A 26863-nucleotide genomic window follows, 5' to 3' on the forward strand; every position below is an offset into this window, starting at 1 on the left:
AAAATGATGGAATACAATGGTGGGGTTCAGAGGTATTTCTGATTGAAATCATGTGATATCTAATGGATGGATCAAAGAAAAAATTACATTAATATAATATATATATATAAGCAGGAACCGTAAAGGTTTTCTGCTTTTTTTTGTTCTTTGATCCGCCCAAATATTGTTTACTAATGGAGGCCTCACTTTATAAGAGGTACTAGTAAGAGTAGTGATGCTAACAATATAAAAGAGGTTTTAAGAATAAAAAATGGGTAACTTTATGGGATATGAATAATTTTTATAGAAAAGTCAAAAAGTAACATGTACAGTCTTGGATAGCGGACAAGTGGCAATAAAAAAGGGTTGGTAGAATCACTAGAGTGTTTGCTTGACCATGTACAACTTGTTTTGAAGGCCCTATTGTCATTAGACGATTTCTGAAGATTATATGAATGAGTTAGAGTACGCTGTTTCTACCCAAGTCCTGTTTTTTAATATGAAGTAAAGGAGGATTCACGATTGGTCGAGTATGATCCCGTTTTATATAGCCGAATTTTAACCGGTGTTACATTAGGTTTTCATACCATTTTTGCCACTCTAGGGGTTGGGATTCCACTTCTTATTGCGTTAGCAGAATGGATCGGAATTAAACGAAATGACTTGCATTACCATGTGCTTGCAAGGCGCTGGACTAGAGGGTATATCATCTCTGTTGCTGTTGGTGTCGTTACCGGGACGGCGATTTCCTTACAACTCAGCTTATTGTGGCCGAATTTTATGGAAGCAGCTGGTCATACCATTGCCCTTCCTTTATTCTTGGAGACATTTGCCTTTTTCTTTGAAGCCATTTTCCTGGGGATCTATCTCTATACATGGGATCGGTTTAAGAGCAAATATGCTCATTTTCTCTTGTTACTCCCTGTTTTTTTAGGTGGTGGAGCTTCAGCTTTTTTCATATCGACTGTGAACGCCTTCATGAATTCACCGATCGGTTTTAATTATGAAAATGGCATTTTAACAAATGTGAATCCGATTATGGCGATGTTCAATCCAGCCACACCAACAAAGGTAACGCATGTTTTGGCATCCTCTTATTTAACCGCAGCCTTTATTTTGGCGATGATAGCGGCCTTTTCCATTTTAAGAGGGAGGGACCATGTATATCATAAAAAAGCATTGAAATTATCAATGACTGTCGCACTTGCCTTTGCTATAAGTACGGCCTTGATTGGGGATTTATCAGGGAAATACCTCGCTCAATACCAACCGGAAAAGCTCGCTGCAGCCGAGTGGCATTTTGAAACAGAGAAAGGAGCGACGCTAATCTTTGCCGGTTCTTTAGATGAAAACAATAAAGTTAATCAGGCCATCGAAATTCCATATGCACTAAGCATTCTGGCGCATGGAATTCCAGGGGCAGAAGTAATAGGGTTAGAGGAATTTCCAGTCGAGGATTGGCCTCCTTTGGTCGTCCATTATTACTTTGATTGGATGGTTACAATCGGCATGTTTCTTGCTCTTGTTGCCTTTATCTATTTTTGTATGCAGTACAGGAAAAAGTGGAATGAATTTAACAAGCCATTATTAAGCGCTATTATCGTGGGAGGGCCGCTTGCTATGCTTGCGATTGAAGCCGGTTGGTTTATGGCAGAACAAGGACGTCAACCATGGATCATTAGAGGGGTTATGCGCACTGCAGAAGCTGCGACAACATCAAATCATGTTGACACGATGCTCATACTATTTATCTTGTTGTATCTCGTATTGGCCATTTCTATCGTTATTGTACTCAAAAGGGTATTCAAAGCGAGCCCGCTTGAGAAGGAATTAAAAAAACAAGGGATCGAATAAGGAGGAAACGTTGATATGAGCTATGAACTACTCGGCATTACGGTGCTATGGACCTTTTTATACGGCTATGTCATTGTGGCGTCCATTGATTTCGGTGCTGGTTTTTTTAACTATTATACAACGATAACGGGAAAAGGACCCATTGTTCATAAAGTGATTAATCGTTATTTATCACCCGTTTGGGAAGTGACAAATGTATTCCTAGTATTCTTTTATGTAGGCTTACTTGGTTTTTTTCCGTCAGTTGCCTATTATTACGGGACAACCTTACTAATACCAGGTAGTATTGCGACGATTCTGCTTTGCATTCGTGGCTCCTACTATGCATTCCACCACTACGGTCCAAAGAAGGCAACGTGGACGCAATTTTTGTATGGTGCAACAGGTCTTTTTATTCCTGCCTCCTTATCCACAGTCTTAACCATTTCCGAAGGGGGATATATCAACGTTAGTAATGGCAATGTTTCTTTGGATTATGGGGAGTTATTTACAAGTTTCTATTCTTGGAGCGTAATTATTTTGGCAATTGTGAGTGTATTGTACATCTCTGCCTGCTTTTTAACGTATTATGCACACAAAGCTGGAGACACAGAGGCTTTTGATATTTTGAGAAAATATGCCCTTTCCTGGAGTTTGCCCACCATTTTAGCAAGTTTTCTTGTATTTTTATCAATCAGTCACCATAACTGGGAGCATTTCAGCCGTATGCTTGACCTCTCCTGGATGTTCATTCTATCGAGCCTTTTTTTTCTTGGTGCGGTCTATCTCATTTGGAAAAAACAGAGGTTGGGTCTTTCGTTCATATTCGTCATGCTTCAATATGCTTTTGCCTTTTCTGGATATGGGGCTGCTCACTTACCTTACCTACTTTACCCGTATCTTTCGATTTACGACGGATTTACGAATGAAGCAATGGCCATCGCTTTAATCATTACCTTTGTTGCCGGTTTATTATTGCTTATTCCATCGCTAATTCTGCTTATGCGATTGTTTGTATTTAGCAACCAGTATGTACAAGGAAAGAAATAGGAGGTGGGTTCTTGACTACATTCTTAATTATGGTAGCACCATGGATTATTGTCGTAATCGCCATCGTCCTATTATTTGTCTGGGGGGCGAAGGGGAAAGACACATACCGTTGACTTGAAAGGTACCCGGATTATGAGGCAAAGGAAGCAGGAATGATAAAGTGAAACTTCCATCAGTCGGGATTTGTTAGCCTCCACTGATGGTTAGGTAAACCGGGATAAAGTTGGGAGATCGGCAATGTTATGAATCAGCTAAAAAAAATGGCGTTTGCAAAGAGAGGAACCATGTTGTTCTTGGTTCTTTTCGCTTGTTTGACAGGCGCTGTAATAATTATACAAGCCTATTATTTTGTGAAAATTGTTGATTTGGTCTTTCTAAAAGCTGCTTCCTTTAGTGCTATTGAGCTTCCGTTAGGCATTTTGCTTGCCGTACTTTTCGCCAGGGTGGTATTCATGTATGTGGGAAGAAGAACAGGCATCAAACTTGCTTCAAAAGTAAAAAGGGAAGTAAGGGAAACGTTGTTTGTAAAATATGCCAAAAATCCGATCCAGACTTCCTTGAGTGGGCAGACGGGGCGGAAGGTAAGTACGGTAATGGATGCGGTAGATGAAATCGACAGCTATTTCAGCAGTTACATTCCTCAAATTATCCAAACCGCAATTGTGCCTGTTGTTATTTTGCTTGCTGTATTTACCCAACCTGCTTATTCAGGTCTTCTTATGCTGATTACAGCACCTTTTATACCGATTTTTATGATCATTATCGGGATGAAAACGCAAAAAAAAGCAGAAAACCAGATGGAAAAGATGGCCGCTTTTTCGGGTCACTTTCTCGATATTCTACAAGGTCTAACAACGCTTAAGCTTTTTGGTCGAGCGAGTCAGCAAAAAGAAGCCATTAAAAAAAGTAGCTTTGATTTCCGCGATGCTACTATGGAAGTACTCAAAATCGCCTTTTTATCTTCGCTTACATTAGAATTCATTTCGACGCTTAGTATTGGCTTGATTGCATTTGAGCTATGTCTTCGCCTTGTTGTTTTCGAAAATATCACCTTTTTCTCCGCCTTTTTCATATTAATACTGGCACCAGATTTTTACTTGTCACTAAAAGACCTGGGAAGTGCCTTTCATGCTGGACGTGGGAGTATGGGGGCGGCTCAAAAGATAGCAGACGAATTAACACAAGAAGAGCAATCAATCTCATGGGGGACCTTGCATTTGCCTAAAGGTAGTCCCCCGCCTGCTATAGAAATCCAGGGACTAAAGTTTACTTATGATGAAGGGGATTTTTCGTTAAAGGATTTGAATATCTCGATTCTTCCTTTTGAGAAGACAGCAATTGTCGGTCCTAATGGGTCTGGGAAAACAACACTTTTGCATATCATAGCTGGATTGTTGGAACCTACTGCAGGAGTGATCCAGATGAATAAGAAGCCGCGTTTTGAGTACGAGGAAGCGAGCTGGTTTAATCAAGTTAGTTATATTTCTCAAAATCCATATCTTTTCTCTGGAACGATTGCAGAAAATATCCGTATTGGCGGGGATCTGGGAGCCTCCATGAAGGAAGTAGAAAAAGCCGCTGAAAAAGCGGGGCTATCAAGGATGATTCAATCGCTTGAACGTGGGATTGATACAGTGATTGGCGAAGCAGGAAGGGGCCTGTCTGGAGGCGAGAAGCAGAGGGTTGCACTCGCAAGGGCGTTTTTAAAGAGACCTTCCCTTATTCTTTTTGATGAGCCTACGACAGGGCTTGATCTATATACAGAACAAATATTGCAAGCATCGATGAGCGAACTGAGCCAGAATTCGACCGTGATCACGGTTGCTCACCGTCTCTATACGATTCAAGATGCCGATCAAATTTTATTTTTGAAAAATGGCAGACTAGTTGCGACTGGAAAACATAAGAAGCTTATCGAAACAGTCACAGAATATCGTAATATGGTGTTTGCGCAACAAGGGGCGGGTGCAAAATGAAGGATTTATTACTTGTCGTTCGGTTAGTGGTGATAGAGAAGAAAGACATCCTGTATACCATTTTGTTTGGATTCTTCGCAGGGATCGTTGCGATTAGCTTATTTGCTTCCAGTGGGTATTTGATTTCAAAAGCAGCCCTTGTACCACCTTTGTATACGATGACGGTGATGTTGGCGTTATTGAAACTATGTTCGATTCTTCGTGCTCTCAGTCGTTATGCAGAGCGTTTTTTTTCACATCGGGCGACTTTTTCTATTTTAGGTAATTTACGTGTTGCCTTTTTTGAGAAGTTGGAACCACTGGCATCAGGTATTTTACAAAAGTATCGAAGCGGCGATCTTCTTTCTCGCATTGTTGGCGATGTGGAAAGTTTGCAAAACTTCTTTCTCCGCGTTTTTTATCCGCCCATTGTTTTCGTTCTTGTGTTTTTAAGTACGATTGTTTTTACTTCTTTCTACTCGGTTTATGTTGCCTTGTCATTACTTGCAGGTATGATTTTAACTGGTTTTATCGTCCCGATTTTATTCGCACTAAGGCAAAGGCATATTGAGCAGGGAATTCAAAGTGAGCGCGGCGAATTGTCTACTGAAGTAACCGAGTTTCTTTACGGATTCCGTGACTTGAAAATCTATCAGAAGTTGGAAGAAAGAGAACGGCGGTTGCTTGAGCTTTCCAATCTGTACATAAGAGAGCAAGAGCGAAAGGAAGGCTTGGCCAATTTCAGTCAAACGTTGAATACGTTAATCGCCAATGGTGTGTCCTGGGCTATAGTTGCGCTAGGGGCTTACCAAGTTGTCAGCGGTAAATTGGATGGTCTATATCTTGCCATGCTTGTGATGATTTCCCTGAATGTGTTTGAATACTCGATTCCATTGGCCGCCTTCCCTGTTCATTTCGAAGACAGTCGAAGAGCGGCAGCCCGCCTTTTTTCGGTAGTGGGGAAGGATGCTCCAGTGAAATCGGAGCTCAGTAGCGAGACTCGTGAATTGGATCAACGTGCCATCGCGATTGAAATAAACAAGGTATCCTTCGCTTTTCCTGATCATACCCGACCGGTACTGAATCAGGTTTCGCTAACCTTGCCACCTGGATCAAAGACAGCGATTGTTGGCCCATCCGGCTCAGGGAAATCGACATTGCTACAGTTGCTTATGAAAATGCAGATTGCTGATGATGGAAGGATATTACTAAATGATATTTCCGTTGATATGATTCCAGAAGAAAGCATTTGGAAAAGCATGAATGTGGTTCTGCAGGAAAATCATTTTTTCTACGGGACCATCAAAGAAAATTTACTGATTGCCAGAGGGAATGCAACAGATGAGGAATTAGAAGCAGCGTTAGCAAAGGTCCAGCTTGACGGATACACGTTAGATCAAGCCGTTTATGAAAAAGGAGAAAATCTATCTGGGGGAGAAAAACAAAAGCTGGCAATTGCTCGCACTCTATTAAAGGGAGGCCATTTATGGTTATTAGATGAACCGACTTCGTCAATGGATGCATGGACGGAACAAAACATGTATAGGCACCTATTTAATCAAGCTAAAAACGATACACTCGTTCTTGTAAGTCACCGCTTAACAGGCCTAGACAAAATGGATCAGATTATCGTAATGGACCAAGGGATGGTCGTCGAATCTGGCTCGTTCATAGAGCTTATGGAGAAAAGAGGATACTTTTACAGTATGAAGCAAATTGAGAAGAGTGTTCTTTTTTAATGAGTGGGATTGGAGCTATATACATACAGCTTATTCGGGGAATCCTTTTACAATATTATAGGGAAACAGAGAGGGGAAATTGCTTTTCTGTTAAAAAGGAGAGAAACTGGTAGTGATGCTCTCCTTTTTTGTATTTCGGAACTAGGACCCATATCCAAAGGTAATGTGTAGTTTCTTGATTACTGTAGCAAGAGTGATCATGATTGTACTTAAGTGGTTGGTCAATTTTATTGAAAAGTGGATGACATAAGATAAAGTGGTTCTATTATAATTAAGAAAAAGAAAAATATTCTGAAGATAGAGAAAACTAGAGTGAACTAAATAGAAAAAGTACTCGGAGGGAGATTTTCATGAAGGTTAGTATGATACTAGTCATTATTATCAGCGTATTTGCAGCTATTTCTACAATTAAACTAGCTGGGAAAAGTGATCAAAATTATAGCACAGCTACAAAAAGAAATCTAACGAATTTAACACTAATCTATGTAGGATTAGGTGTGATCTCAGTAATCGCTATTGCGTATATTCTTATTAAATGGGCTTAAAGTCTGCATGGCTAACAAATTACTAAAATACGACATTCTATCTAGTTGTAACAATTTAGATGGAGTGTTTTTTTGAATGCAATATTTGCAGTATCATTTTGTTTAGATAAACATGTGGTTTCTATACTTGCAATCAATAAACGAGAGTGCTAAACTAAAGTTGTACCGAATGGTAGGTACAAAATATTCCATACAATGTAGGTTAACCTATTTAATAAGGAAGCGAGTAAAAGGAAGTGTGCCCGTTGAATATCACCATAACAGACAATGCGATAGAAGAACTGAACAAAAAAATTGGGGAACAAAAAGGAATATTGAAAATAAAATACGAAATCGATGATAACGAGTTTTTTGGATGTGCTGGCGGCATCCCGACTTTATGGTTTGTCTCTTCTGCGGAAGAAAATAACGATCAATTATTTAATACGAATAACCGTGCTGTTTTAATGGAAAAGTCAAAACTGCTCTTTTTTGAAAAAGAACTTAAAATTGATTTTTCACATACAGCTAATAGTTTTCAATTAGTGAGCCCGGAGCGAATCATAAATGGCAGAATGGCCTTTATTAATAAAGTTAAATAGGATAACAATACTGTTATTAATTGGAATTAATATAGAAGAAACTCGTCAAAAAAGTAGCTTTTGCTCAAGGTAGCAAAGCCTACTTTATTGGCGAATAGTTTATTAAACAATTTGACATATAAGGTAAGCGGTATTACATACATTTTAATTGTAAGATTATGAGGGGGAGAGTGTATACCGTTGTGCAATATAAGAATAATTGGATACCGATAAAAACACTTCAAGAAATGTCAAACATATCTTATGATGTCCTCATCGTGGGGAAATCAAGATGCTAAAAAGATAGGGATCATTGAGAAAGAGGATAAATTATTTCATTTACATTTCCTTAATATTCCTACGATGAAGGTAGATCGTGCTCGAGATCAACACCAAAGTGTAAAATTATTTGGTGTGCTTATTCATGCCCGAATTCATCATGCTAAGTTGATCCCACCCTTTATAGAGGAACATCAAGAACGCCTATAGCTTTTTTTTCCCAAAATAGTCCTAATCTAAACACGATTAAAGGGCTATGGAGGTGGGGGGAAACATCTGCTGTTTATCGTGTGTTTTACGAGTCGGTGCAGGAAATTTGTAAAAATGTTCAAGACTTTATTGCAAAGATCAATCAAACTCCTAAAAAGGATATTGATCGGTTATGCGTAATTTTATTGATTGTTTAATGCGTTTCATATAGAACAAATTTTGGATGAAAAAGACGATTTTCCGATGTTAAGGAATCACTGGCTTTTATGTGAACAAATATCTAATTTTCCAACTAACAATTTTTAATTCTGTAAAATTCCTTTTTTCTATTATATTCGACTAGTAATAGGTGAAAGATTTATCAAAATTGCGTTTGATAACCACGTTAACGTAAAGAGTAGATTAGTTATCCGGAAATTCAGTGAACTTATCCGCCTAAATCGAGAATTTAGATGGAGAGACTTACAAAAAGAGGAATGGTCTTGCGTGGCTAAATACATATGTGTAACAATATAAGTACAAATGTGCATGCAAAAGGCTGAATATAATGAATTCTGAAAAAATTGAAAAGATGGTTGAAGCGGCAAAGCTCTATCATTTAATGGATTTTAGCCAAATGGAAGTTGCCAAGAAACTTGGTGTTTCCAGACCAACTGTATCAAAGATTCTGCAACAGGCGAAAGAAGAAGGAATTGTTGAGATCAAGATTATGGATCCATCAGAGAACTGTCGAATGTTGGAGGAGGAACTTGAAGAGAAATTTGGTCTGAAAAAGGCAATTGTCGTTTCTGTACCGCTATACGAAGAGAATGTTGTAAAACAGGCGATCGGCAAGGGTGCTGCCGACTATGTTAGCAGTATTGTCAATGATGGTGATACTATCGGTATCACTTGGGGAACAACTATGTACCAAGTAGCGTTGCATCTTAAGCATAAATCAGTACGGGACGTGAAAATTGTCCAGTTGAAGGGCGGGGTCAGCCATTCTCAAAATAAAACCTATGCTTCAGAAGCATTAAATTTATTCGAGAAAGCGTTCGATGCCATGCTCTATCACCTCCCTTTACCGGCAATTGTTGATCATGTCGTTGTTAAACAAGCCATAGACGCAGACCGTCATATTCGTAAATTGCTTACGCTTGGAAAAGAAGCGAATATTGCTATCTATACGGTTGGAGTACCGCAAAACGATTCGCTGCTTTTTCAATTAGGTTATTTTACAGAAGAAGATGAAAAGGTCATTTCAGAGCATGCTGTCGGTGATATTGCTTCCCGTTTTTTTGATAAAGATGGTCATATTTGTAATACAGATTTAAATGCTAGAACAATTGGCGTTGAATTGGAAGACTTGAAGAACAAAGAACACTCCATTCTTGTAGCCGGCGGTTTGAAGAAGGTCGATGGTATTAGGGGAGCGATTAAGTCGAAAATGAGTAATGTATTGATTACAGATGCTAACACGGCAAAAATACTTTTAAATAAAGAAACATAAGATTGGAAAAACGCGGTAGCCCTTTGGTTCCCGTGTTTTTTCAGGTGCCATCCTAATCAGGCTTTGCTAAATGGTAGATTTACTAAGGTTTTTTGGCTTGAGAAACATAAAAGGGAATATAAGGATATTGTGGTAATTTTACATAAGTTAATTTAGTGTTTTACAAATGTTTAATGATTTGCTATAGTGAAATCAAATGAATTTAATTTATCTGGGTTTGGCTAATGCGGTTTGATAGCGCTTTCCCCTCGGGAGTAAAGTTCTTTCAATTGTTTAGCAAATCGAGATAGAAAGGCGAAGGAAGTGAAAAGAAAAGTATAGATTATACTTAAATGTTTTCAATCCTTTAATTGTGTGCGAAATGTAAAATAATTGGATTACAGATGTTCGTACTAAATTTCAGTTGTCTGACTTCTGACCTTTAAAATCGCTATTTATCGTATTTAGGAGGATGTTGAAATATTACAACCTTTCCTAGAAAACCTGAATGGCGTTAAAACGCCACCAGTTACCATGAAGGATGTAGCATTAAGCACCGTACACTAGCCTAATCACAATGGTTGTGATACCAGTTATTATCTGAAAAGCAGAAAATTATAAAAGTAGAAATGGAGAAATTGAAATGGACAAGTTTGCATTAGTGAATCAGGCAATTAAAGCTAGAGAAAGTGCATATACACCATATTCTACATTTAATGTAGGAGCAGCCGTTTTGTCAGGAAATGATCAGGTTTTTCTTGGATGCAATATTGAAAACGCTTCGTACGGATTAACGAATTGTGCTGAACGTACGGCTATCTTTAAAGCGGTTTCAGAGAAAGAAACAGAAATGAAGGCGATTGCGATTGTGGCTGATACGGACGGGCCAGTATCTCCATGCGGAGCCTGTCGGCAAGTAATCGCAGAGTTTGCAAATCAAGATACAAAAATCTATCTTGCAAACCTAAATGGTGATATTCATGAAACGACAATTGAACAACTGTTGCCTGGTTATTTTACATCCAAGGATATGGAGAGAGGCTAAACGCCATTTCGATAAATAGTGATGTACTATTCGGTTATATCCATCATTAAAAGATTGCACATAAAGGGATACCGCTAGCAACTCGCGTTTTACTGGTGGTACACCGTAACATTTGGAGGGACTTATGAGATACCTAATATCATTTTGTGGATTATTATTAGTTTTCGGTTTGGCATTTTTAGTAAGCAAAAATAAAAAGGAAATTAAATATAAGAACATCATTCTTATGGTAATCATTCAATTTGTATTGGCTGCCGTACTATTGAATACACGCTTCGGTTACACTTTAATTAAAGGGGTATCGAATGTATTCGATCGTTTATTGGAATATGCTAGTGCAGGGGTTTCATTTGTATTCGGAGGATTGGCTAATGAAGGTGAATATTCATTCTTTCTCAATGTACTTTTGCCAATTGTCTTTATATCTGTATTAATTGGTATTTTGCAACACTTTAAAATCCTACCTATATTCATGAAATGGGTTGGCTGGTTGTTAAGTAAGGTCAATGGAATGGGGAAAATGGAATCTTATAACGCTGTTGCGTCAGTAATGGTAGGTCAATCGGAAGTGTTTATCACACTCAAGAAACAATTAGCTAAAATTTCGCCTCAACGGATGTATACACTGTGTGCATCTGCAATGTCAACGGTTTCGATGTCCATTGTCGGTGCTTACATGACCATGATTGAACCGAAATATGTCGTAACAGCGATTGTGCTGAATTTGTTCGGTGGGTTCATTATTTCGTCCATTATCAATCCGTATAAAGTAGATGAAAATGAAGATATCCTTACTATTGAAGATGAAGAGAAGCAGTCCTTCTTCCAAATGCTTGGGGAATATATCATGGACGGGTTCAAAGTGGCCGTTATTGTTGGTGCCATGCTTATTGGATTCGTTGCATTGATGGCCTTGATTAATGCATTGTTCGATATGATCTTCGGTATTTCGTTCCAGGAAATCTTAGGATACCTGTTTGCGCCGATTGCATTCTTAATGGGTGTTCCTTGGGCAGAGGCTATTTCAGCTGGCGGTATTATGGCGACGAAACTTGTAACGAATGAATTTGTCGCTATGATAAGTCTAGGAGATGTAGCTAACACTTTTAGTACACATACGCTAGCCATCATTTCAGTATTCCTTGTATCATTCGCTAACTTCTCTTCCATCGGTATTATTGCCGGTGCGGTAAAAGGCTTGAATGAAAAACAAGGAAATGTTGTTGCGCGCTTCGGGTTGAAACTTCTTTATGGAGCTACACTTGTGAGTATCTTGACAGCTACAATCGTCGGATTAATCATCTAAATAGAAAAGGAAAAAAGTAACTCCTGAAAAATGGGTATACGTTACTTTTTTCTTCATTCGTCTCTCTGCAAGAGAACGATGCACCAACAGGAGGTACTTGTTTATGATAAATGTAGGGATACTGCTTTCAGGCGCTGTATTATTCCTTAATGGTTTAATGTTAAAAGGAAAGGCAGAAGCTAAGAGTGTGGCTATCTTAAATTTTTTAGTGGGGATTCTGCAAATCGTCATCCCCTTCTATCTAATTATGATCTCGGATCAGAGCAATTGGACAATCTATGGACTTGCGGCTACCTTCTTATTTGGCCTAACATTTCTATATGTATCCGTCACATTCTATAAAGGAATGGACGGTAGTGGCTTAGGATGGTTCTCCGCTTGGGTGACAATGATTGCTATCTTCTATACGCTTGTTTCAATCGTTCATTTTCATGATTATGTGACAGCGTTGACTTGGCTGATGTGGGCATTTTTATGGTATTTATTCTATGCTCTGAATATTTTAAAGAAACCGATTGAAGAATATGTCGGTAAAGTGGCTCTTGTGCAGTCTTTTGTGACATTGACTTTCCCGGCCCTTCTTTCGTTTATCGGAATGTGGGGAGATTTGGTGATTCAGCGTTTGTGGCTGGTAGTTTTGTCAGTTTCCATTCTGTATTTCATCAAGGGAGCTGTCGATCTTAGAGCAAGTCAGCAAAAACAAGCAGTTTCTTAAATATGGAAAGGATCCCAAAGAGGAACACTACGGATCACGTGATGAACTTTTTTTCGCAAACGTTCAAGTGGTTTTTTACGTTTGTTCAAAACGGATTAAATAAAATTCAAAGAATGTCATCATCCCATATCAAAGCTAGTTTTACGACGAATATCTTTTTCCGTTCTTGAAGGCGGAAGCATTAATGCTCGGCAGGGATAAATCAACGAAATACTTTTTAATTGAAAGACGCTTTCGGAACAACCAAAAGGGCAGCATTATTCAGCGCACAATCAATCAAACAATTCATAAAGAGCAAAATAACATATACAAGAGGAGTTGGATTACATGAGAATGGTAGATTTAATCGAGAAAAAACGCGATGGTGATGAATTAACGAAAGATGAAATCAATTTTATAATTGAAGGTTATACAAGTGATTCTATTCCTGATTACCAAATGTCTTCTTTCTTAATGTCTGTATTCTTTAAGGGGATGACGGCTGAAGAAACAGCAAATATGACAATGGCAATGGTTAATTCAGGTGACCAAATTGATCTGTCAGCTATTGACGGCATTAAAGTCGACAAGCATAGCACTGGTGGTGTCGGCGATACAACGACAATCGTCCTTGCTCCACTAGTTGCTGCGGTTGGTGTTCCAGTTGCGAAACTTTCTGGACGTGGGCTTGGTCACACTGGCGGTACAGTGGATAAATTCGAATCTATCCCTGGCTTCCGCTCAGAAATAGAAGCTGACCAGTTCATCAATCAAGTAAATGAAGTGAAAGTCGCTGTTACAGGGCCAACGGGAAACTTGACTCCAGCGGATAAGAAGATATATGGTCTGCGTGATGTTACAGCTACCGTTAATTCCATCCCATTAATGGCAAGCTCCATTATGAGTAAGAAAATTGCCTCAGGTTCTGATGCAATCGTGCTTGATGTAAAAGTGGGTGCCGGTGCCTTCATGAAAGATGTGGAAAGTGCTAAAAAACTGGCTCATGCAATGGTTGAGATTGGTAAAAATGTCGGTCGTGATACAATGGCAGTTATCTCTGACATGGATCAACCGCTTGGATTCGCAATTGGTAATGTACTTGAAGTGAAAGAAGCAATCGATACTCTTCGTGGCGAAGGACCTAAAGATTTGGAAGAGCTTTGCTTGACATTAGGCAGCAAGATGGTTGTCTTGGCTAAGCATGCAGAAACGGTTGAAGAAGCACGTGAAATGCTTGAAGAAGTCATTGCGAATGGTAAAGCACTTGAAAAATTCAAGGAGTTCGTGATTGCGCAAGGTGGGGATGCTTCTGTTATTGACGATCCATTTAAACTGGCAAGAGCTCAATATGAAATTCCGGTATTGGCAAAAGAAGATGGATATGTAGCAGAAATCGAAGCGGATAGCATCGGTACAGCAGCTATGATTCTTGGAGCGGGACGCGCTACAAAAGACTCAGTTGTGGATTTGGCTGTCGGATTAATGTTGCATAAGAAAATCGGTGATGAAGTGAAAAAAGGCGATACAATTGTTACCATCTATAGCAATCGCGAAAATGTCGATGATGTTATAGAACGCATTTATGAATCATACAGATTTTCACTTACAAAAGTAGCGGACCCTGTTCTTGTACATGCAGAAATTCATTGATATTAAGCATTGCGGAACTTACTGTAATGGTTATTTCTAATCTAAAATTAACGGAGGTATGAATATGAATAAAGAACAAATCGCTCGCTTGATTGACCATACAATATTAAAGGCAGATGCTAGCCGTGAAGCCGTTATTCAATTGGCGAAAGAAGCGAAGGAGCATCGTTTTGCATCTGTATGTGTGAACCCTTCACAAATTGAAACTGCTTTCCAAATATTGAAGGATACGCCGGATGTAAAAGTATGTACAGTCATCGGTTTCCCATTAGGAGCTTCAACTCCTGAAACAAAAGCATTTGAAACGAGAGATGCTATTGAAAAAGGTGCAACAGAAGTGGATATGGTTATTAATGTTGGTGCTTTAAAAGATAGAAACGATGAACTTGTTTTGAACGATATTAAAGCAGTAGTTGATGCGGCACAAGGAAAAGCAATAACAAAGGTCATTATCGAAACATGCTTATTGACAGACGAAGAAAAAGTACGTGCATGTGAGCTTTCTGTAAAGGCAGGTGCAGATTTTGTCAAAACATCTACTGGTTTCTCTACAGGAGGAGCAACAGTAACTGATATCGCATTAATGCGTAAAACAGTTGGATCGGATGTAGGCGTTAAAGCTTCAGGTGGAGTCCGCAACCTTGCTGATGTGGAAGCGTTAGTAGAAGCGGGTGCAACTCGTATCGGTGCAAGCTCCGGTATTGCGATTGTAAATGGTCAACAATCCAACTCAGCTTATTGATTGGTTAATGATGATGCAGGCAAACGCCGAGAGCACTGAAAAACACATTCTATAATATGTGAATTAGCAAAAAACGCTGGGTTTTAATGAAGTTTTGTTACTGTTATTCCTACCCAACGTAAAAAATCTTTGGTATTAAGTCTGATCTTTGGTGAAAAGAATTTGATAACATCCAAAAAGCTAGCTTTGTTAAGCTAGCTTTTTAAGTTCATGGCGTTCTTCAATACGTATTTCAATTTTTTCTAATGCTTTTTTATCGTTAAGTAATTCTTGTTTATTCTCTTGCAATAATTCTTTAAATGATTTTTTGATGAGTCTCATAAACACGATACTCCTTTCTAATCTATTTTTGATTCTGAGAAGTAGGTAAAGGAATAACTAAGTTATTAAAGTAGCCTATCTAAATAATACAATAATTCTGATAATTTAATTGGGGAAATTTCGACAATTCTGTGTCCTTTGGGGTCAGACCCCATTACCCAATCTTGGTATAATAGATATACCCCTTGGTATGTAAGGGTTTTCGTGTTATTAAAAAGGGGTCAGACCCTATTTTCCGAATGTCTGTTTTTGCATGTGGTGCATATTGAATCACGATGGCAGCGACGAGCATGCAAAATATGCCTATTCCTTGAATGAAAGACAAGTGCTCTCCGAAAATTAGCGCAGCACCTATATAGGAAAAATAGCATTCGCCGCAATCAAAGGTGACGTGAGACTTGCAGGACCTTTTTCAAATGCGCTGGACATTTGGACATTGCCATTTTCATTCAAAATCCCAATAGCTGAACCAAGAATCAATGAAAGCCAATGCGGATGAAACTGACCGCTTAGAAGTCCGAAACTCGCTGTCAGGATAAAAGCTACTGAGTAAAAGAAAAACTGAACATGAATTTTTGAAATGGCTTTTCCGTTACTAATCTTAAACACCGTGTTATTAACCCCAAAGCATAAACTCGTGAGAATGGCCAATAATACCCACATTGATAACGCCCGCTACCTAAAATGAATGTATGAAAACTTTCATAATTATAAGATGATTTAGCTCCTAAATCAATTCTATGAGGGGAATGGGTGTCCTCTATAAAAGTACAAATGTACACATGAAAAGAATTACTCTTGCTTATTTAGTCGTTTAGCGTAATAATAAGATAATATTAACTGATAATTCTATTTATAGGGGTTGTATGATTTGAAAGTTGTGAAATTTGGTGGTTCTTCACTTGCATCGGGTGAACAATTAAAAAAAGTATTTGATATCGTGATCTCGGACTCGGAACGGAAAATTGTTGTCGTATCGGCTCCAGGGAAACGAAATTTTGAAGATATAAAAGTAACGGATTTATTAATTGCTTGTGCAGAGGCTCAGCTTGCTGACGATGATGCAATGGATTTATTAGAGATGGTTATGGGCCGATATGCTGAAATAGCTAAAGAATTAGAGCTGGAAGAACAGGTAATTGCGGAAATTCGTGAACACTTCATCAGTCTACTTCATGGTAATCAAAGCAAGCCAACAAGATATATTGACGCACTTAAAGCGAGTGGAGAAGATAATAATGCGAAGCTGGTTGCCGCTTATTTTCGTAAACAGGGGATCGAGGCCCATTACATTAATCCACAATCAGCAGGGCTCATCGTCACGGACGAAGAAGGCTATACGCAAGTCCTCCCAGAATCGTATGAACAGCTCTCAAAGCTTCGTGATCAATCAGGCATTCTTGTCTTTCCAGGCTTTTTTGGCTATAACGACGCTGGAGAAGTTGTAACTTTTTCTAGAAGTGGCTCAGATATTACGGGTTCAATTCTCGCCAATGGAACGAAAGCGGATTTGTATGAGAATTTCACGGATGTGGATGCTGTTTATTCAGTTAACCCTTCTGTCGTTGAAAATCCGAAGCCAATCAAGGAACTTACATATCGTGAAATGCGCGAGTTATCTTACGCAGGATTCTCCGTTTTCCATGATGAAGCGCTCTTCCCGGCTTTTCGTGCAGGAATTCCCGTGCAAATAAAAAATACGAATAATCCATCTGCACCTGGGACAAAAGTTGTCAATACTCGTGAAAACGAGAATGGTCCTGTTGTTGGGATTGCTAGTGACAAAGGGTTCTGTAGCATTTATGTAGGAAAGTACTTAATGAACCGTGAAATTGGGTTTGGACGCAAATTACTACAAATTTTAGAAGATTTTCATGTTTCTTATGAACATATTCCATCAGGAATTGATGATACGACGATTATTTTAAGAGAGCACCGATTGAACAAGGAAATCGAGACTAACATTGTGGAGAGAATCATGAATGAACTTCATGCCGATGAAGTGAAGGTGGAGCATGATCTCGCTTTGCTTATGGTTGTCGGTGAAGGAATGAAGCATAATGTAGGTACGACAGCTCGGGCTTCGAAGGCTCTTGCTAATGCAAAAGTAAACATTGAGATGATTAACCAAGGCTCTTCGGAAGTAAGCATGATGTTTGGTATCAAAGCGCGAGATGAAGAAAAAGCCGTTCGTGCATTATATCAGGAGTTTTTCACAAATGTAGCGGTGAATGTATAACAAAATGGGCAGACACAATTGATGTGTTTGTCTTTTTATTTTTGAAACCCCTTTTCATGATATGATTTTCTTGTTATGAAAAAAGTAAACTTTGGAAGGGGAGGGGAAGTATGGGAATTTGGTTAACGAATCTCAGAATTGTCATGTTTCTATTAATCAGTTTAATTTATTTTACGAGTACTCCCTCAAATAATAGTGGTGTACAAATCTTTATCGGAATCGCTGCTCTAGTATTTATTGCCAATCATGTGTGTCAATTTTATTTTGACCCAGGAAAGTGGCGCCTTGCAGCTATTAATGTTGACGGGGTACTAAGTTTTCTGTTTGCCTTTGTTTTTCCAGGAACGACTCTATATTTAATACTTGTTGGCGTTACAGCTATTACATTATTTATTGTAGAAGCAAGAAAAAAAATACTGGGAGTCCATGTTTTTGTCTTCTTCCTATTATGGAGCTTTGCGTTATTTTTCGCGTATATTCACACCAGTCAAATTCTTTTCTTTGAAAATGTAGCCAATTTTTGCTTTGTCGTATTTGGAGCGGTTGTTGGGAATTTAATTCACAGGCTGTTTGCTGCAAGCGAAACGGTCCGTAAACAGTATAAACAATTAAATGAGTCCCATACAGAGCTATCCCAAGCTCACCAACAGTTGACTCAATATTCACAGCAACTTGAGCAATTAACATTAATTCGTGAGCGAAATAGGATTGCACGAGAGATTCATGATACGGTGGGGCATAAAATGACTGCCTTACTTGTCCAATTAGAGCTGGTAAAAGAACTTATGAATCGTGATGAAAAGAAATCAAAAGAAATAGTAGGAGTTTGTGATAACTTGGTTCGGAGTGCTTTAGAAGAGATTCGTTTTTCGGTAAAAACACTTGAAAATGATACGACTGAATCGATATCTTTTATTCAATCAGTCCGTATCATGCTTGAAGACTTTCATCATTCTACTGATATGCAATCCGTTCTAGAATTAGAAGGGGATCCAGCTATCATCCCCACGTCATTGCAGCTTACGATAAGTAGAGTCATTCAGGAAACGCTAACGAATGCGAAAAGACATGGTGCAGCAACAATGAGCACGATACATCTTGGCTGCTTCCCAGAGAAAATTACATTGAACATTACAGATAACGGAATAGGCATAAATGAAATCAAACCAGGGTTCGGGCTAAGAAATATGAAAGAACGGATGAAGGAACATGATGGGACACTGCGATTTGAGAGTATCGAGGGAAAGGGATTTTACACGTATATTGAATTTGCGCTTACAAAAAAGCAATGGATCATTGGAGGAGACATATGATAAAGGTTTTGATTGTAGATGATCAACCGCTTATACGAGAAGGGTTGGCTGCACTCTTAAGTTTGCGTTCAGAGGTTGATGTTGTTGGAACGGCAACTGACGGACAAGAAGCATACGAATGCGCCAAACGAAAACAACTGAACATGATCTTAATGGATATCCGGATGCCAGGTGTAAATGGGGTTGATGGAACAAAGCTAATCAAATCTCATTTTCCGGAGATGAAGGTCTTGATGCTGACGACATTTAATGATAGTGAATTAGTCTTTTCAGCACTAGAAGAAGGAGCGAGTGGGTATTTATTGAAAGATATGTCGACTGACACAATTGTCCAGGCGATGTTGACGGTCCAGTCAGGAGGAATTGTCCTTCCCCCAGAAGCAACTGGTCAAATGGTGAAAGAAATGAAGAGAATTAAGCATCTCGATTCTGCGTCAAATGAAGTGGAGGTTCCCGCTACTTTTCATGAATTAACAAGCCGTGAAGTGGACGTGTTGAAATATTTAGGCTATGGGTACAACAATAAAGAAATTGCTAATACCCTGTTTATTACCGAAGGCACAGTAAAAAACCATGTATCGAACATTATTAATAAGTTAGAGCTCCGCGATCGAACACAAGCGGCGATTTTTGCTGTTCGATATGGGGTAGTTACTTTTCCTTAAGTTCTGAGCACTATCTTGACCCAAGCATTCATGACTTTCAGCATAGTGAAGGTCTTTTTTTTATGCTTCAATTTCTATCGGAAGCTAGATGGAAAGTCTCGCCACCTCTCATATGATGAAAATAGGAAGAGGGAGGGAAGCAAATGTTGCAGGTTAATCAGATAAGTAAGTCATTTCATAAAAATGAAGTAGTGTGTGATGTTTCTTTTTCGGTAAAGAAAGGGGAGGCATTTGGGCTCTTAGGTCCTAATGGTGCGGGTAAATCCACGACGATTTCACTCATATGTGGATTGTTTCCGTATGATACAGGAGAAATCTTAGTAGGGGGCAGATCGGTGAAGCAGGATCCCATGGCTGTTAAGAAGAAAATCGGCATTGTTCCTCAAGAAATCGCATTGTATCCGACGATGTCGGCATTTTCCAATTTAGTATTCTGGGGAAGAATGTATGGGTTGAACCGATCGGCTGCTAGAAAAAAGGCAGCAGAGGTTCTGGAAACAGTCGGACTAGAGGAAAAAGCGAAACAGAAAATTGAAACGTTTTCTGGTGGAATGAAAAGAAGAATTAATATTGGTGCCGCTCTTATGAATGCACCCGAATTATTAATTATGGATGAACCGACAGTCGGCATTGATCCACAATCGCGCAATCATATTCTAGAAACGGTGCAACAATTAAACCAGAATGGCATGACGGTCATTTATACGAGTCATTACATGGAAGAAGTCGATTTCTTATGTAACCGAATTGGGATTATCGATCATGGAAGGATGATTGCAGTTGGCTCGAAAACTGAATTAATTAATCGCCTTTCAAGTGGGATACTACTGGATTTGCATGTTAGTTCGATCACCGAAGCGGTAGTAACTGAATTGAAAAATATATCAAAAGTAGAGAGTGTTCAAGTGGATCATGAGAATCATACATTACAATTGTTGGTAGCGCCAGGAATGAATACAACGAGTGATGTGATTGCCAAATTGGTTCAAGAGAATATTCAAATTCTTTCCTTTAATCGAAAAGAACCTAATTTAGAGAGTCTGTTTTTACAATTAACCGGACGCTCATTACGAGATTAGGAGGGATAGAATGAAGAGTTTACTTATCGCTTGGAATGATTTTTTGATTCGGATTAAAGACCGCCGTGGAATCATTATGATGCTAATCATGCCATTGCTATTAACAGCGATTTTAGGATCGGCACTTAAGAATGTTTTTGGTGAAGATACTGAATTCCCAGAAACAATTGTTGGATTGATCAGTAATGAATCGGATCCATTAAGTGAGTCATTGAAAAATGAAGTATTAAAGAAAACGTCCTTTGTAAAATTGAAAACAGCAATGACAAGAGAGAATCTTGAGACAATGTTGAAATCAGGAGAAATTGACGTTGCTGTCATGATACCGAGTGATTGGAGTATTCAGTTAGGAGAAGGAAGGCTTCAAGGAGCAGAACTGCTGACAGATCCCCAAAAACAGCTCAAAGCCTCTGTCATTACTTCTATTATTGATTCATTTATTAAAAGGAGCCAAGTCATTTCAAATACGACCAATACGGTTGTTGCTCATTTACGAGAAACAAACCAAGCTGCTTCTATGGAACATATAATCGAAACCATTCAATCGGCTAGTAATCAAGAAGTCACGTTTAGAGAGACATCTATTGGTGAGAAGTCCGTTTCTGCCATGCAATATTATACAGCGGCAATGGCGGCGATGTTTTTATTATTTAATGTGACAATAGGAGCGAAGTCCATTACGAAAGAAAGGGAAAGTAATACGCTAGCAAGGCTTAGAAGTGCCCCTATCAGCAATAAATCAATTATTCTTGGTAAATTTTATGGCACGTTTCTTTTCGCATCGATACAATTTCTGCTTTTCTATTTGGCAACTTTGATCGTATTTCAAGTGGATTGGGGAAATCATGCATGGCAGGTCATTGCGACGGGTCTTGCATACGGAGTAGCCGTTGCTGGAATATCTATGATTCTAGCTGCGTTTATTACCGAATTGAAAACATTAGATCTAATTAGTGGAGTTGGGGTACAAATTTTCGCATTAATAGGGGGTTCCATGCTGCCGTTATCACAATTTCCTGATGCCTTAAAGAGTTTATCTAAGTTCACACCTAATCGCTGGGCACTGACCGGCTGGTTAGATAGTATGAGCGGTGTATCTTGGGCGGAACTACTCACGCCTATTATGGTCTTATTGTCGATTGGAATTATTTCTTTACTGATTGCAATCCTAAGGTTGGAATCAGGATTTAAAGGTGGTGCCAAATGAAGAAGATATGGGCGCTTTGTATGTGGGAGATAAAAATGGTGTTTTCCAACCGACGTAATTATCTGGTCATGTTTGCCATGCCATTAGTGTTTACATTGCTGTTTGGGCATTTGTTCACAACTGATGAGGAACCGGTTCAAAGAGTACTAGTGGTTGATCAAGACCAATCGATGTTGTCTTCTTCGTTTGTCACTGCAATGGTAGAAGATCAACGCTTATTTCAAGTAGAGAAGGAATCAAAAACTGTTGCATTATCGCAATTAAAAGAAAAGACTACTCCTGTCGTACTTACAATTGATAAAGGGTTTGAAGAAGAAATGAATGCGAAAATACCGGTATTGTCCCTGCAACGGATACCTGAATTTACAGGGAGTGAAGTGCTAACGGAGTTTATTGCTAACAAACTTGCGGAAACGCGTATCCGAGCTGTGGCTTCTAAAGAATGGAGCAAGTTGACAGGGGAGAACTGGGAGACAATGTTTACGAAACTAAGGGATGATGCAAAAGAAGCAACAGTTAGTAAAAAGACGACGCTAGAAATAAACCAGCATTCACAAGACAGTTTATCAAGAAGTGCTTCAGGATTTTCCATCATGTTTCTGATGATATGTGTGCTGAGTGTGACCGGAACGATTCTAGAAGCACGAACGAATGGTGTCTGGCAGAGGTTAATGATTATGCCTGCCAGCAGAACTGAAATTGCTGTAGGCTATTTATTATCTTTCTTCTTAATCGGCTGGATTCAATTTGGTGTATTAATTCTTACTACTCATTTTTTGTTTGATGTTAGCTGGGGCAATCCTTTCTATCTCCTGATTTTATTATCTGCACTAATACTTGCAATTGTCGGACTGGGTTTACTGATTGCCACAACAGTAAAGACCATTGAACAGCAATCGATGCTTAGTAATCTTCTTGTAATTTCCACATGTATGATTGCAGGCGTATACTGGCCACTAGAAATTGAGCCAGTTTTTATGCAAAAAATGGCTGAGTTTTTACCGCAAACCTGGGCGATGAGAGGAATTGAGGAAATTGCGAGTGGGAGTACTTTCTTTGATATTTTAGACAATGTGGGTATTTTACTACTATTTGGGTGTGTTTTTTTGCTGCTCGGAATAAGGAAAATTAAATTTTAATAAATAAGAAAAAGGATGACTCAGGGGAAGTTTTTTACCAGAGTCATCCTTTTAATTTAATTCATTACCCATTTATCTTTCATGAACATGATTCTTCCGATGATGAAGAAGAGAATCATGCAAATGAGGTTACTGCCAATTGTAAGCGTAATATGTTCATAGTTGATGATGCCAAAGATTAATTCCTTTAGCAGGCTGAATATGTTTAGGATTGGAATGACAAAGTGCTGGTATGAAAGTTCATTAATCCCTATAGTTGAAGTAAATAAAGTTGGGAAGACTGCAACCATTAGGATTGGTGTGCTGTAGCTTTGTGATTCCTTGATAGTTTTCCCAATGATGCTTGTCACCATAAGAAGGGATGCAATGAACATAGCATAGATGATCGAAACTAATATAGCTAGACTGATGACCAGGTAGGCGTTGTCACCAAATGAAACGGCTTTTTTTAGGTTTTCTGTTAAAAGGGTAATTTCTAATGCTACAACGACTAACGTGATGATTCCAGTTATGGCACCAATGGTTGAGATTGTTAACCATTTTGAGAGAAGCAAGGTGGAACGTTTTACTGGTGTCATTAATAGAGCTTCCATCGTTTTCTTTTCTTTTTCACCAGCGAATAAATCGGAAGCTGCTGGACCTGCACCTATACCAATTGCAAGAGCTAACATCATTGGAATTAACATCGCAATTAAATTAATGTTAGGGTTTTCTTCGGACATTTCTTTTTGATGAATCGTAAATGGCTCGATTAATGCTGAATCTATTTCTTGGGCTTGCAAACGATCTGAAATAACAGACATTTCATAGTTGGATAAAGCATTCGTAACGATGTTCATTAGGTTAGCTGAGTTTTGGCTGAAAGAATCGCCAATAAGTGTTACCGACGCTTCATTAGCGTGTTCAATATTGTGGATAAAACCAGGCGTTAATAAAAGGGCAGCTTGTGCGTCTCCATCCTGTACGGTTTTTTCGGGATTTATAGACTTAACAAGTTCAATATTCTTATAGGCCTCAAAAATATTCGCTTCATCTGTACCGAAAGAGGTATCAACAGCAAGTTTGTACGTATCATCGCCACCATCGGAGACTAATTTTTCATAAAATAATGTTAAACCAGTCATCATGACAATCGGCAGAAGAACAGTCAGCAATAAAGTCCTTCGATCTCGGAAGCAATCCTTGATTTCTTTTAGATAGATATTAAGAAGCATAGTTTCCATTCCCCCTTACAAGTTTGCTCATGAAAATATAGTTTAAATCGCGGCTACCTTCAGATTTGTAAAGATTTTCTAGGTCGCCATGATAGACAAGTTCTCCTTTATGCATCATCGCCACTGTGTCGCAAAGCATAGAAACCTCTTCCATGATATGGCTTGAGAAAATAATCGTCTTTCCATCGCGCTTTAGCTGATGGACGAGCTGACGGAAGACATTGGATGATGTAATATCGAGACCTGTTGTCGGTTCGTCAAACAGGATAATATCAGGATTATGAATCAGCGTCCTTGCGATGGCGACCTTTTGACGCATCCCTTTGGAAAAACCGCCTACTTTCCTATTTAGATAGTCTTTCATCCCGAACATTTTTGCCAAGTCATCGATACGTACCTTCGTTTCATGTTTGCTTAATCCGTATAACATGGCGAAATACTCGAGGTTTTCACGGGCAGTTAAGCGATCATATAACCCAGTTTCACCACCGAACAATACCCCAATTCTTTTTTTGATTTGATCTGCATGTTTCAATGTGTCATATCCCGCTACGAATACTTGCCCGTCTGTTGGCGTAAGCAGAGTTGCGATCGTTCGCAACAAAGTTGTTTTTCCAGCACCGTTCTCACCGAGTAAACCAACCACCTGGCCTTTTTTTATAGAAAAAGAAACATGCTTTAATGCGGTAATGTATACTTTTTTATCTTGGAACTTTTTTGTCACTTCATGAATTTCAATCATTTTCATTCCTCCTGACTCGTTTGTTTTCTTGTTCTTATCATACAAAGAATTCTGGAAGGAATCTGCAACTATGTCGTAAAAATACCATTTATTGTCGCGAAAAGGTCATTTTTCCATGTTGAGATGGTAAAATAGAAGAAGCAACAGGCAAATGAGGGTGATTGTATGAAGGTTGGTCTTGTAGATGATCGAATGATCGATTTAGATAAGTTACTTGCTATTGTGCAAGGAATTTCAGACGTAGAGGTTGTGTTCTCGACCGTTTCCGCGGAAGAAGCGTATGATCAGATCAAGAAGGAATCGATTGATTTATTGATTGCGGATATTGAAATGCCGAATTTATCTGGCTATGAGCTGGCGGATATTATTCATTCTCATGCGCTAGACATTTCGGTCATATTCGTTACAGGTACGAGTGGATATGCGGTGCATGCTTTTGAATTGAATGTACACGACTATATCATGAAGCCTTACTCAAAGGATCGATTAATACAATCGATTGAGCGGTTGATGGAGAAATCTAAATCGGCTGAGATTACAGGTAGACTATACTTAAAGCAAAAAAACGATATACATATTATTCAAAAGAAGGATATTGTTTTTATCGAAAGGTCTGGCCGATCGACAACGATACATACGAAGTCAGGTCCGATAAAAACCTATCAAACTCTTAATGAATTAGAAGGTGAATTGCGTGAGCGTGATTTCCTTCGCTCCCATCGATCATTCATCATTAATATTCACTATGTGAAAAATTTCTCGCTCTATGCAAAAACTTCTTATATCGTCACCTTTGAAGGAATGGAAGAACAGGCGATGATTACAAAGGAAAAAGTAGAGTTTTTACAAAATCATTATTTTTAAAGGATGGAGAAGACTTGAAACCGTTTCTGATGTATTGGGGATTTATCGCAGTGCTTGGGATTGTTCATTTGCATGCGCTTTTGATGCTATTACCTTGGGGAATACCTATCTATATACCATGTGTACTAGTGATAGGAATCATTTATTACTTCTTTAAAAAAACATTCATACAGATAGCGAGTTTAGGAAGAAGTTTCAATGGAATGTTACTGGTTATGCAGCTTTTGTTGCTATCTATTTATGCAGTTAATAAGCCATCGTTCATTTATCTTGTTCCGTTTTTATTATTTGTCGCTATTGAAATAGTCAGGCAAAACTGCGCATGGAAAGTTTCAGCATTGTTAGTAGAGGGAAAGCAATTTGAAGAAGAACGTACTCACTTTAATGAAACGTTTCGTGTAGTTCGCAGTGAAAGGCATGATTTCCTTAAGCATGTTTCAGCAATTCACTTTATGCTGGAAAATGAACAGAATGGAGAGGCTAAGGCTTATTTAGATGATTTAGTCGATGGATATAAAGAAACGAATCTGTCGATTAAAGGAGAGAAAGGGATGGTCGCGGGAATACTGCATCAAATGTATCAACGGGCACAAGATGCTGGAATTTCAGTCGTCTATGATTTGGATTTGCCATTATCTACATTGCCGCTGTCAGATAAAGAGATCGTTACACTGGTAGGCAATCTTTTATCCAATAGTATTGATGCTTGCGAGGAATGGCAAAGTGAACATAAGAAAGAAGCTTTGCTTAGTTTGCAATTGTATAAAAGAAGTGGGTTATATGTATTAATTTGCAAGAATCATAGTAAACCGATTCCGACGCCCATTTTAGATTCATTGTTTGAAACGTATGGAAAAACAACGAAAACGGGTGAGCATGAAGGGCTCGGAACCAAATTGATTCATGATGTTATTAAGGAACATCATGGTTTCCTGGATTTTGTATATAAAGAAGAAGAGTTTACGGTGAAAATTAAAATCCCGGCAATCCGTTAAGTGTATTTTAAAGTTCAAAAAAGGGTA

Annotated in this window: 25 protein-coding genes; 21 read left to right on the forward strand and 4 right to left on the reverse strand. The window is 38.7% G+C overall.

What is annotated here, in order from left to right; all coding sequences use genetic code 11:
• Nucleotides 1-501: 501 nt before the first annotated feature.
• From JNUCC23_RS03200 to deoC, 13 genes are all read left to right on the forward strand, one after another.
• The gene (locus tag JNUCC23_RS03200) at nucleotides 502-1833 is read left to right on the forward strand and encodes a cytochrome ubiquinol oxidase subunit I (protein ID WP_403074768.1); all 1332 of its coding nucleotides are present in this window, start codon (nucleotides 502-504) and stop codon (nucleotides 1831-1833) included.
• 15 nt (nucleotides 1834-1848) lie between these two features.
• The gene (locus JNUCC23_RS03205; protein ID WP_403074765.1) at nucleotides 1849-2862 is read left to right on the forward strand and encodes a cytochrome d ubiquinol oxidase subunit II; all 1014 of its coding nucleotides are present in this window, start codon (nucleotides 1849-1851) and stop codon (nucleotides 2860-2862) included.
• 11 nt (nucleotides 2863-2873) lie between these two features.
• Nucleotides 2874-2975, forward strand: coding sequence for a cytochrome bd oxidase small subunit CydS (cydS, locus tag JNUCC23_RS03210; protein WP_400626655.1), 102 nt, complete (start codon nucleotides 2874-2876; stop codon nucleotides 2973-2975).
• Nucleotides 2976-3104: 129 nt separating this feature from the next.
• A complete protein-coding gene (gene cydD / locus JNUCC23_RS03215) occupies nucleotides 3105-4838 on the forward strand; it encodes a thiol reductant ABC exporter subunit CydD (RefSeq protein ID WP_454214267.1) in 1734 nt (577 codons plus the stop codon).
• Nucleotides 4835-6556: a thiol reductant ABC exporter subunit CydC gene (gene cydC / locus JNUCC23_RS03220; RefSeq protein ID WP_403074758.1), complete on the forward strand. Its 1722-nt coding sequence runs from the start codon at nucleotides 4835-4837 to the stop codon at nucleotides 6554-6556. The genes cydD and cydC overlap by 4 nt, the downstream gene beginning before the upstream one ends.
• A gap of 350 nt (nucleotides 6557-6906) precedes the next feature.
• Nucleotides 6907-7101: a hypothetical protein gene (locus tag JNUCC23_RS03225; RefSeq protein ID WP_403074755.1), complete on the forward strand. Its 195-nt coding sequence runs from the start codon at nucleotides 6907-6909 to the stop codon at nucleotides 7099-7101.
• A 245-nt stretch (nucleotides 7102-7346) separates the two neighbouring features.
• Nucleotides 7347-7682, forward strand: a complete 336-nt coding sequence (locus tag JNUCC23_RS03230; RefSeq protein WP_403074753.1) for an iron-sulfur cluster biosynthesis family protein — start codon at nucleotides 7347-7349, stop codon at nucleotides 7680-7682.
• 1015 nt (nucleotides 7683-8697) lie between these two features.
• The gene (locus JNUCC23_RS03235) at nucleotides 8698-9642 is read left to right on the forward strand and encodes a sugar-binding transcriptional regulator (RefSeq protein ID WP_062184539.1); all 945 of its coding nucleotides are present in this window, start codon (nucleotides 8698-8700) and stop codon (nucleotides 9640-9642) included.
• Nucleotides 9643-10264: 622 nt separating this feature from the next.
• Nucleotides 10265-10666 (forward strand): cytidine deaminase, encoded by a 402-nt coding sequence (locus tag JNUCC23_RS03240; protein ID WP_062184536.1) that lies wholly within the window; start codon nucleotides 10265-10267, stop codon nucleotides 10664-10666.
• A gap of 124 nt (nucleotides 10667-10790) precedes the next feature.
• Entirely contained in the window at nucleotides 10791-11972 is a 1182-nt protein-coding gene (locus JNUCC23_RS03245; RefSeq protein WP_403074748.1) for a NupC/NupG family nucleoside CNT transporter, read from the forward strand.
• A gap of 103 nt (nucleotides 11973-12075) precedes the next feature.
• Complete coding sequence (locus tag JNUCC23_RS03250; RefSeq protein ID WP_454214271.1) at nucleotides 12076-12687, forward strand: AmiS/UreI family transporter; 612 nt, start codon at nucleotides 12076-12078, stop codon at nucleotides 12685-12687.
• Nucleotides 12688-13014: 327 nt separating this feature from the next.
• Nucleotides 13015-14316, forward strand: a complete 1302-nt coding sequence (locus JNUCC23_RS03255) for a pyrimidine-nucleoside phosphorylase (protein ID WP_454214273.1) — start codon at nucleotides 13015-13017, stop codon at nucleotides 14314-14316.
• Nucleotides 14317-14380: 64 nt separating this feature from the next.
• On the forward strand, nucleotides 14381-15058 hold the full coding sequence (deoC, locus tag JNUCC23_RS03260) for a deoxyribose-phosphate aldolase (RefSeq protein WP_062184523.1): 678 nt from the start codon (nucleotides 14381-14383) through the stop codon (nucleotides 15056-15058).
• A 189-nt stretch (nucleotides 15059-15247) separates the two neighbouring features.
• Here the strand turns inward: deoC and JNUCC23_RS03265 are convergent, their stop codons facing one another.
• Both JNUCC23_RS03265 and JNUCC23_RS03270 read right to left on the reverse strand, forming a co-directional pair.
• Entirely contained in the window at nucleotides 15248-15379 is a 132-nt protein-coding gene (locus tag JNUCC23_RS03265) for an FbpB family small basic protein (protein ID WP_082675147.1), read from the reverse strand.
• A gap of 351 nt (nucleotides 15380-15730) precedes the next feature.
• Nucleotides 15731-16042 (reverse strand): hypothetical protein, encoded by a 312-nt coding sequence (locus tag JNUCC23_RS03270; RefSeq protein WP_454214275.1) that lies wholly within the window; start codon nucleotides 16040-16042, stop codon nucleotides 15731-15733.
• A 208-nt stretch (nucleotides 16043-16250) separates the two neighbouring features.
• Between JNUCC23_RS03270 and JNUCC23_RS03275 the strand changes: the two genes are divergently transcribed.
• The 6 genes from JNUCC23_RS03275 (at nucleotide 16251) to JNUCC23_RS03300 (ending at nucleotide 23021) form a co-directional block, all read left to right on the forward strand.
• The gene (locus tag JNUCC23_RS03275; protein ID WP_454214277.1) at nucleotides 16251-17618 is read left to right on the forward strand and encodes an aspartate kinase; all 1368 of its coding nucleotides are present in this window, start codon (nucleotides 16251-16253) and stop codon (nucleotides 17616-17618) included.
• A gap of 110 nt (nucleotides 17619-17728) precedes the next feature.
• On the forward strand, nucleotides 17729-18931 hold the full coding sequence (locus JNUCC23_RS03280; RefSeq protein WP_454214278.1) for a histidine kinase: 1203 nt from the start codon (nucleotides 17729-17731) through the stop codon (nucleotides 18929-18931).
• Nucleotides 18928-19596, forward strand: coding sequence for a response regulator (locus tag JNUCC23_RS03285; RefSeq protein ID WP_454214280.1), 669 nt, complete (start codon nucleotides 18928-18930; stop codon nucleotides 19594-19596). The genes JNUCC23_RS03280 and JNUCC23_RS03285 overlap by 4 nt, the downstream gene beginning before the upstream one ends.
• 143 nt (nucleotides 19597-19739) lie before the next feature.
• Complete coding sequence (locus tag JNUCC23_RS03290) at nucleotides 19740-20675, forward strand: ABC transporter ATP-binding protein (protein ID WP_454214282.1); 936 nt, start codon at nucleotides 19740-19742, stop codon at nucleotides 20673-20675.
• 10 nt (nucleotides 20676-20685) lie between these two features.
• On the forward strand, nucleotides 20686-21882 hold the full coding sequence (locus JNUCC23_RS03295; protein WP_454214284.1) for an ABC transporter permease: 1197 nt from the start codon (nucleotides 20686-20688) through the stop codon (nucleotides 21880-21882).
• The gene (locus JNUCC23_RS03300; RefSeq protein ID WP_454214286.1) at nucleotides 21879-23021 is read left to right on the forward strand and encodes an ABC transporter permease; all 1143 of its coding nucleotides are present in this window, start codon (nucleotides 21879-21881) and stop codon (nucleotides 23019-23021) included. Before JNUCC23_RS03295 ends, JNUCC23_RS03300 begins: the two co-directional genes overlap by 4 nt.
• A 56-nt stretch (nucleotides 23022-23077) precedes the next feature.
• On the opposite strand, the gene JNUCC23_RS03305 is transcribed toward JNUCC23_RS03300, so the two are convergent.
• Both JNUCC23_RS03305 and JNUCC23_RS03310 read right to left on the reverse strand, forming a co-directional pair.
• Nucleotides 23078-24235 carry an ABC transporter permease gene (locus tag JNUCC23_RS03305; protein WP_454214287.1) on the reverse strand — a complete coding sequence of 386 codons (1158 nt, stop codon included), beginning with the start codon at nucleotides 24233-24235 and terminating at the stop codon, nucleotides 23078-23080.
• Complete coding sequence (locus tag JNUCC23_RS03310) at nucleotides 24225-24977, reverse strand: ABC transporter ATP-binding protein (RefSeq protein ID WP_454214289.1); 753 nt, start codon at nucleotides 24975-24977, stop codon at nucleotides 24225-24227. Before JNUCC23_RS03310 ends, JNUCC23_RS03305 begins: the two co-directional genes overlap by 11 nt.
• A gap of 165 nt (nucleotides 24978-25142) precedes the next feature.
• Between JNUCC23_RS03310 and JNUCC23_RS03315 the strand changes: the two genes are divergently transcribed.
• Together JNUCC23_RS03315 and JNUCC23_RS03320 are read left to right on the forward strand one after the other, a co-directional pair.
• Nucleotides 25143-25841 carry a LytR/AlgR family response regulator transcription factor gene (locus JNUCC23_RS03315; RefSeq protein ID WP_062184494.1) on the forward strand — a complete coding sequence of 233 codons (699 nt, stop codon included), beginning with the start codon at nucleotides 25143-25145 and terminating at the stop codon, nucleotides 25839-25841.
• A gap of 14 nt (nucleotides 25842-25855) precedes the next feature.
• Nucleotides 25856-26836 (forward strand): sensor histidine kinase, encoded by a 981-nt coding sequence (locus JNUCC23_RS03320; RefSeq protein ID WP_454214291.1) that lies wholly within the window; start codon nucleotides 25856-25858, stop codon nucleotides 26834-26836.
• Nucleotides 26837-26863: the final 27 nt, after the last annotated feature.

It is taken from the genome of Peribacillus sp. JNUCC 23, assembly GCF_053653995.1.

Coding starts and splice junctions, on each gene's coding strand:
- JNUCC23_RS03245 (WP_403074748.1), top strand. CDS start 10,791: ATGAGATACCTAATATCATTTTGTGGATTATTATTAGTTTTCGGTTTG.
- JNUCC23_RS03280 (WP_454214278.1), top strand. CDS start 17,729: ATGGGAATTTGGTTAACGAATCTCAGAATTGTCATGTTTCTATTAATC.
- JNUCC23_RS03310 (WP_454214289.1), bottom strand. CDS start 24,977: ATGATTGAAATTCATGAAGTGACAAAAAAGTTCCAAGATAAAAAAGTA.
- JNUCC23_RS03285 (WP_454214280.1), top strand. CDS start 18,928: ATGATAAAGGTTTTGATTGTAGATGATCAACCGCTTATACGAGAAGGG.
- JNUCC23_RS03290 (WP_454214282.1), top strand. CDS start 19,740: ATGTTGCAGGTTAATCAGATAAGTAAGTCATTTCATAAAAATGAAGTA.
- JNUCC23_RS03295 (WP_454214284.1), top strand. CDS start 20,686: ATGAAGAGTTTACTTATCGCTTGGAATGATTTTTTGATTCGGATTAAA.
- JNUCC23_RS03240 (WP_062184536.1), top strand. CDS start 10,265: ATGGACAAGTTTGCATTAGTGAATCAGGCAATTAAAGCTAGAGAAAGT.
- cydD (WP_454214267.1), top strand. CDS start 3,105: ATGAATCAGCTAAAAAAAATGGCGTTTGCAAAGAGAGGAACCATGTTG.
- JNUCC23_RS03270 (WP_454214275.1), bottom strand. CDS start 16,042: ATGTGGGTATTATTGGCCATTCTCACGAGTTTATGCTTTGGGGTTAAT.
- JNUCC23_RS03235 (WP_062184539.1), top strand. CDS start 8,698: ATGAATTCTGAAAAAATTGAAAAGATGGTTGAAGCGGCAAAGCTCTAT.
- JNUCC23_RS03305 (WP_454214287.1), bottom strand. CDS start 24,235: ATGCTTCTTAATATCTATCTAAAAGAAATCAAGGATTGCTTCCGAGAT.
- JNUCC23_RS03265 (WP_082675147.1), bottom strand. CDS start 15,379: ATGAGACTCATCAAAAAATCATTTAAAGAATTATTGCAAGAGAATAAA.
- deoC (WP_062184523.1), top strand. CDS start 14,381: ATGAATAAAGAACAAATCGCTCGCTTGATTGACCATACAATATTAAAG.
- cydC (WP_403074758.1), top strand. CDS start 4,835: ATGAAGGATTTATTACTTGTCGTTCGGTTAGTGGTGATAGAGAAGAAA.
- JNUCC23_RS03300 (WP_454214286.1), top strand. CDS start 21,879: ATGAAGAAGATATGGGCGCTTTGTATGTGGGAGATAAAAATGGTGTTT.
- JNUCC23_RS03315 (WP_062184494.1), top strand. CDS start 25,143: ATGAAGGTTGGTCTTGTAGATGATCGAATGATCGATTTAGATAAGTTA.
- JNUCC23_RS03255 (WP_454214273.1), top strand. CDS start 13,015: ATGAGAATGGTAGATTTAATCGAGAAAAAACGCGATGGTGATGAATTA.
- JNUCC23_RS03205 (WP_403074765.1), top strand. CDS start 1,849: ATGAGCTATGAACTACTCGGCATTACGGTGCTATGGACCTTTTTATAC.
- JNUCC23_RS03225 (WP_403074755.1), top strand. CDS start 6,907: ATGAAGGTTAGTATGATACTAGTCATTATTATCAGCGTATTTGCAGCT.
- JNUCC23_RS03250 (WP_454214271.1), top strand. CDS start 12,076: ATGATAAATGTAGGGATACTGCTTTCAGGCGCTGTATTATTCCTTAAT.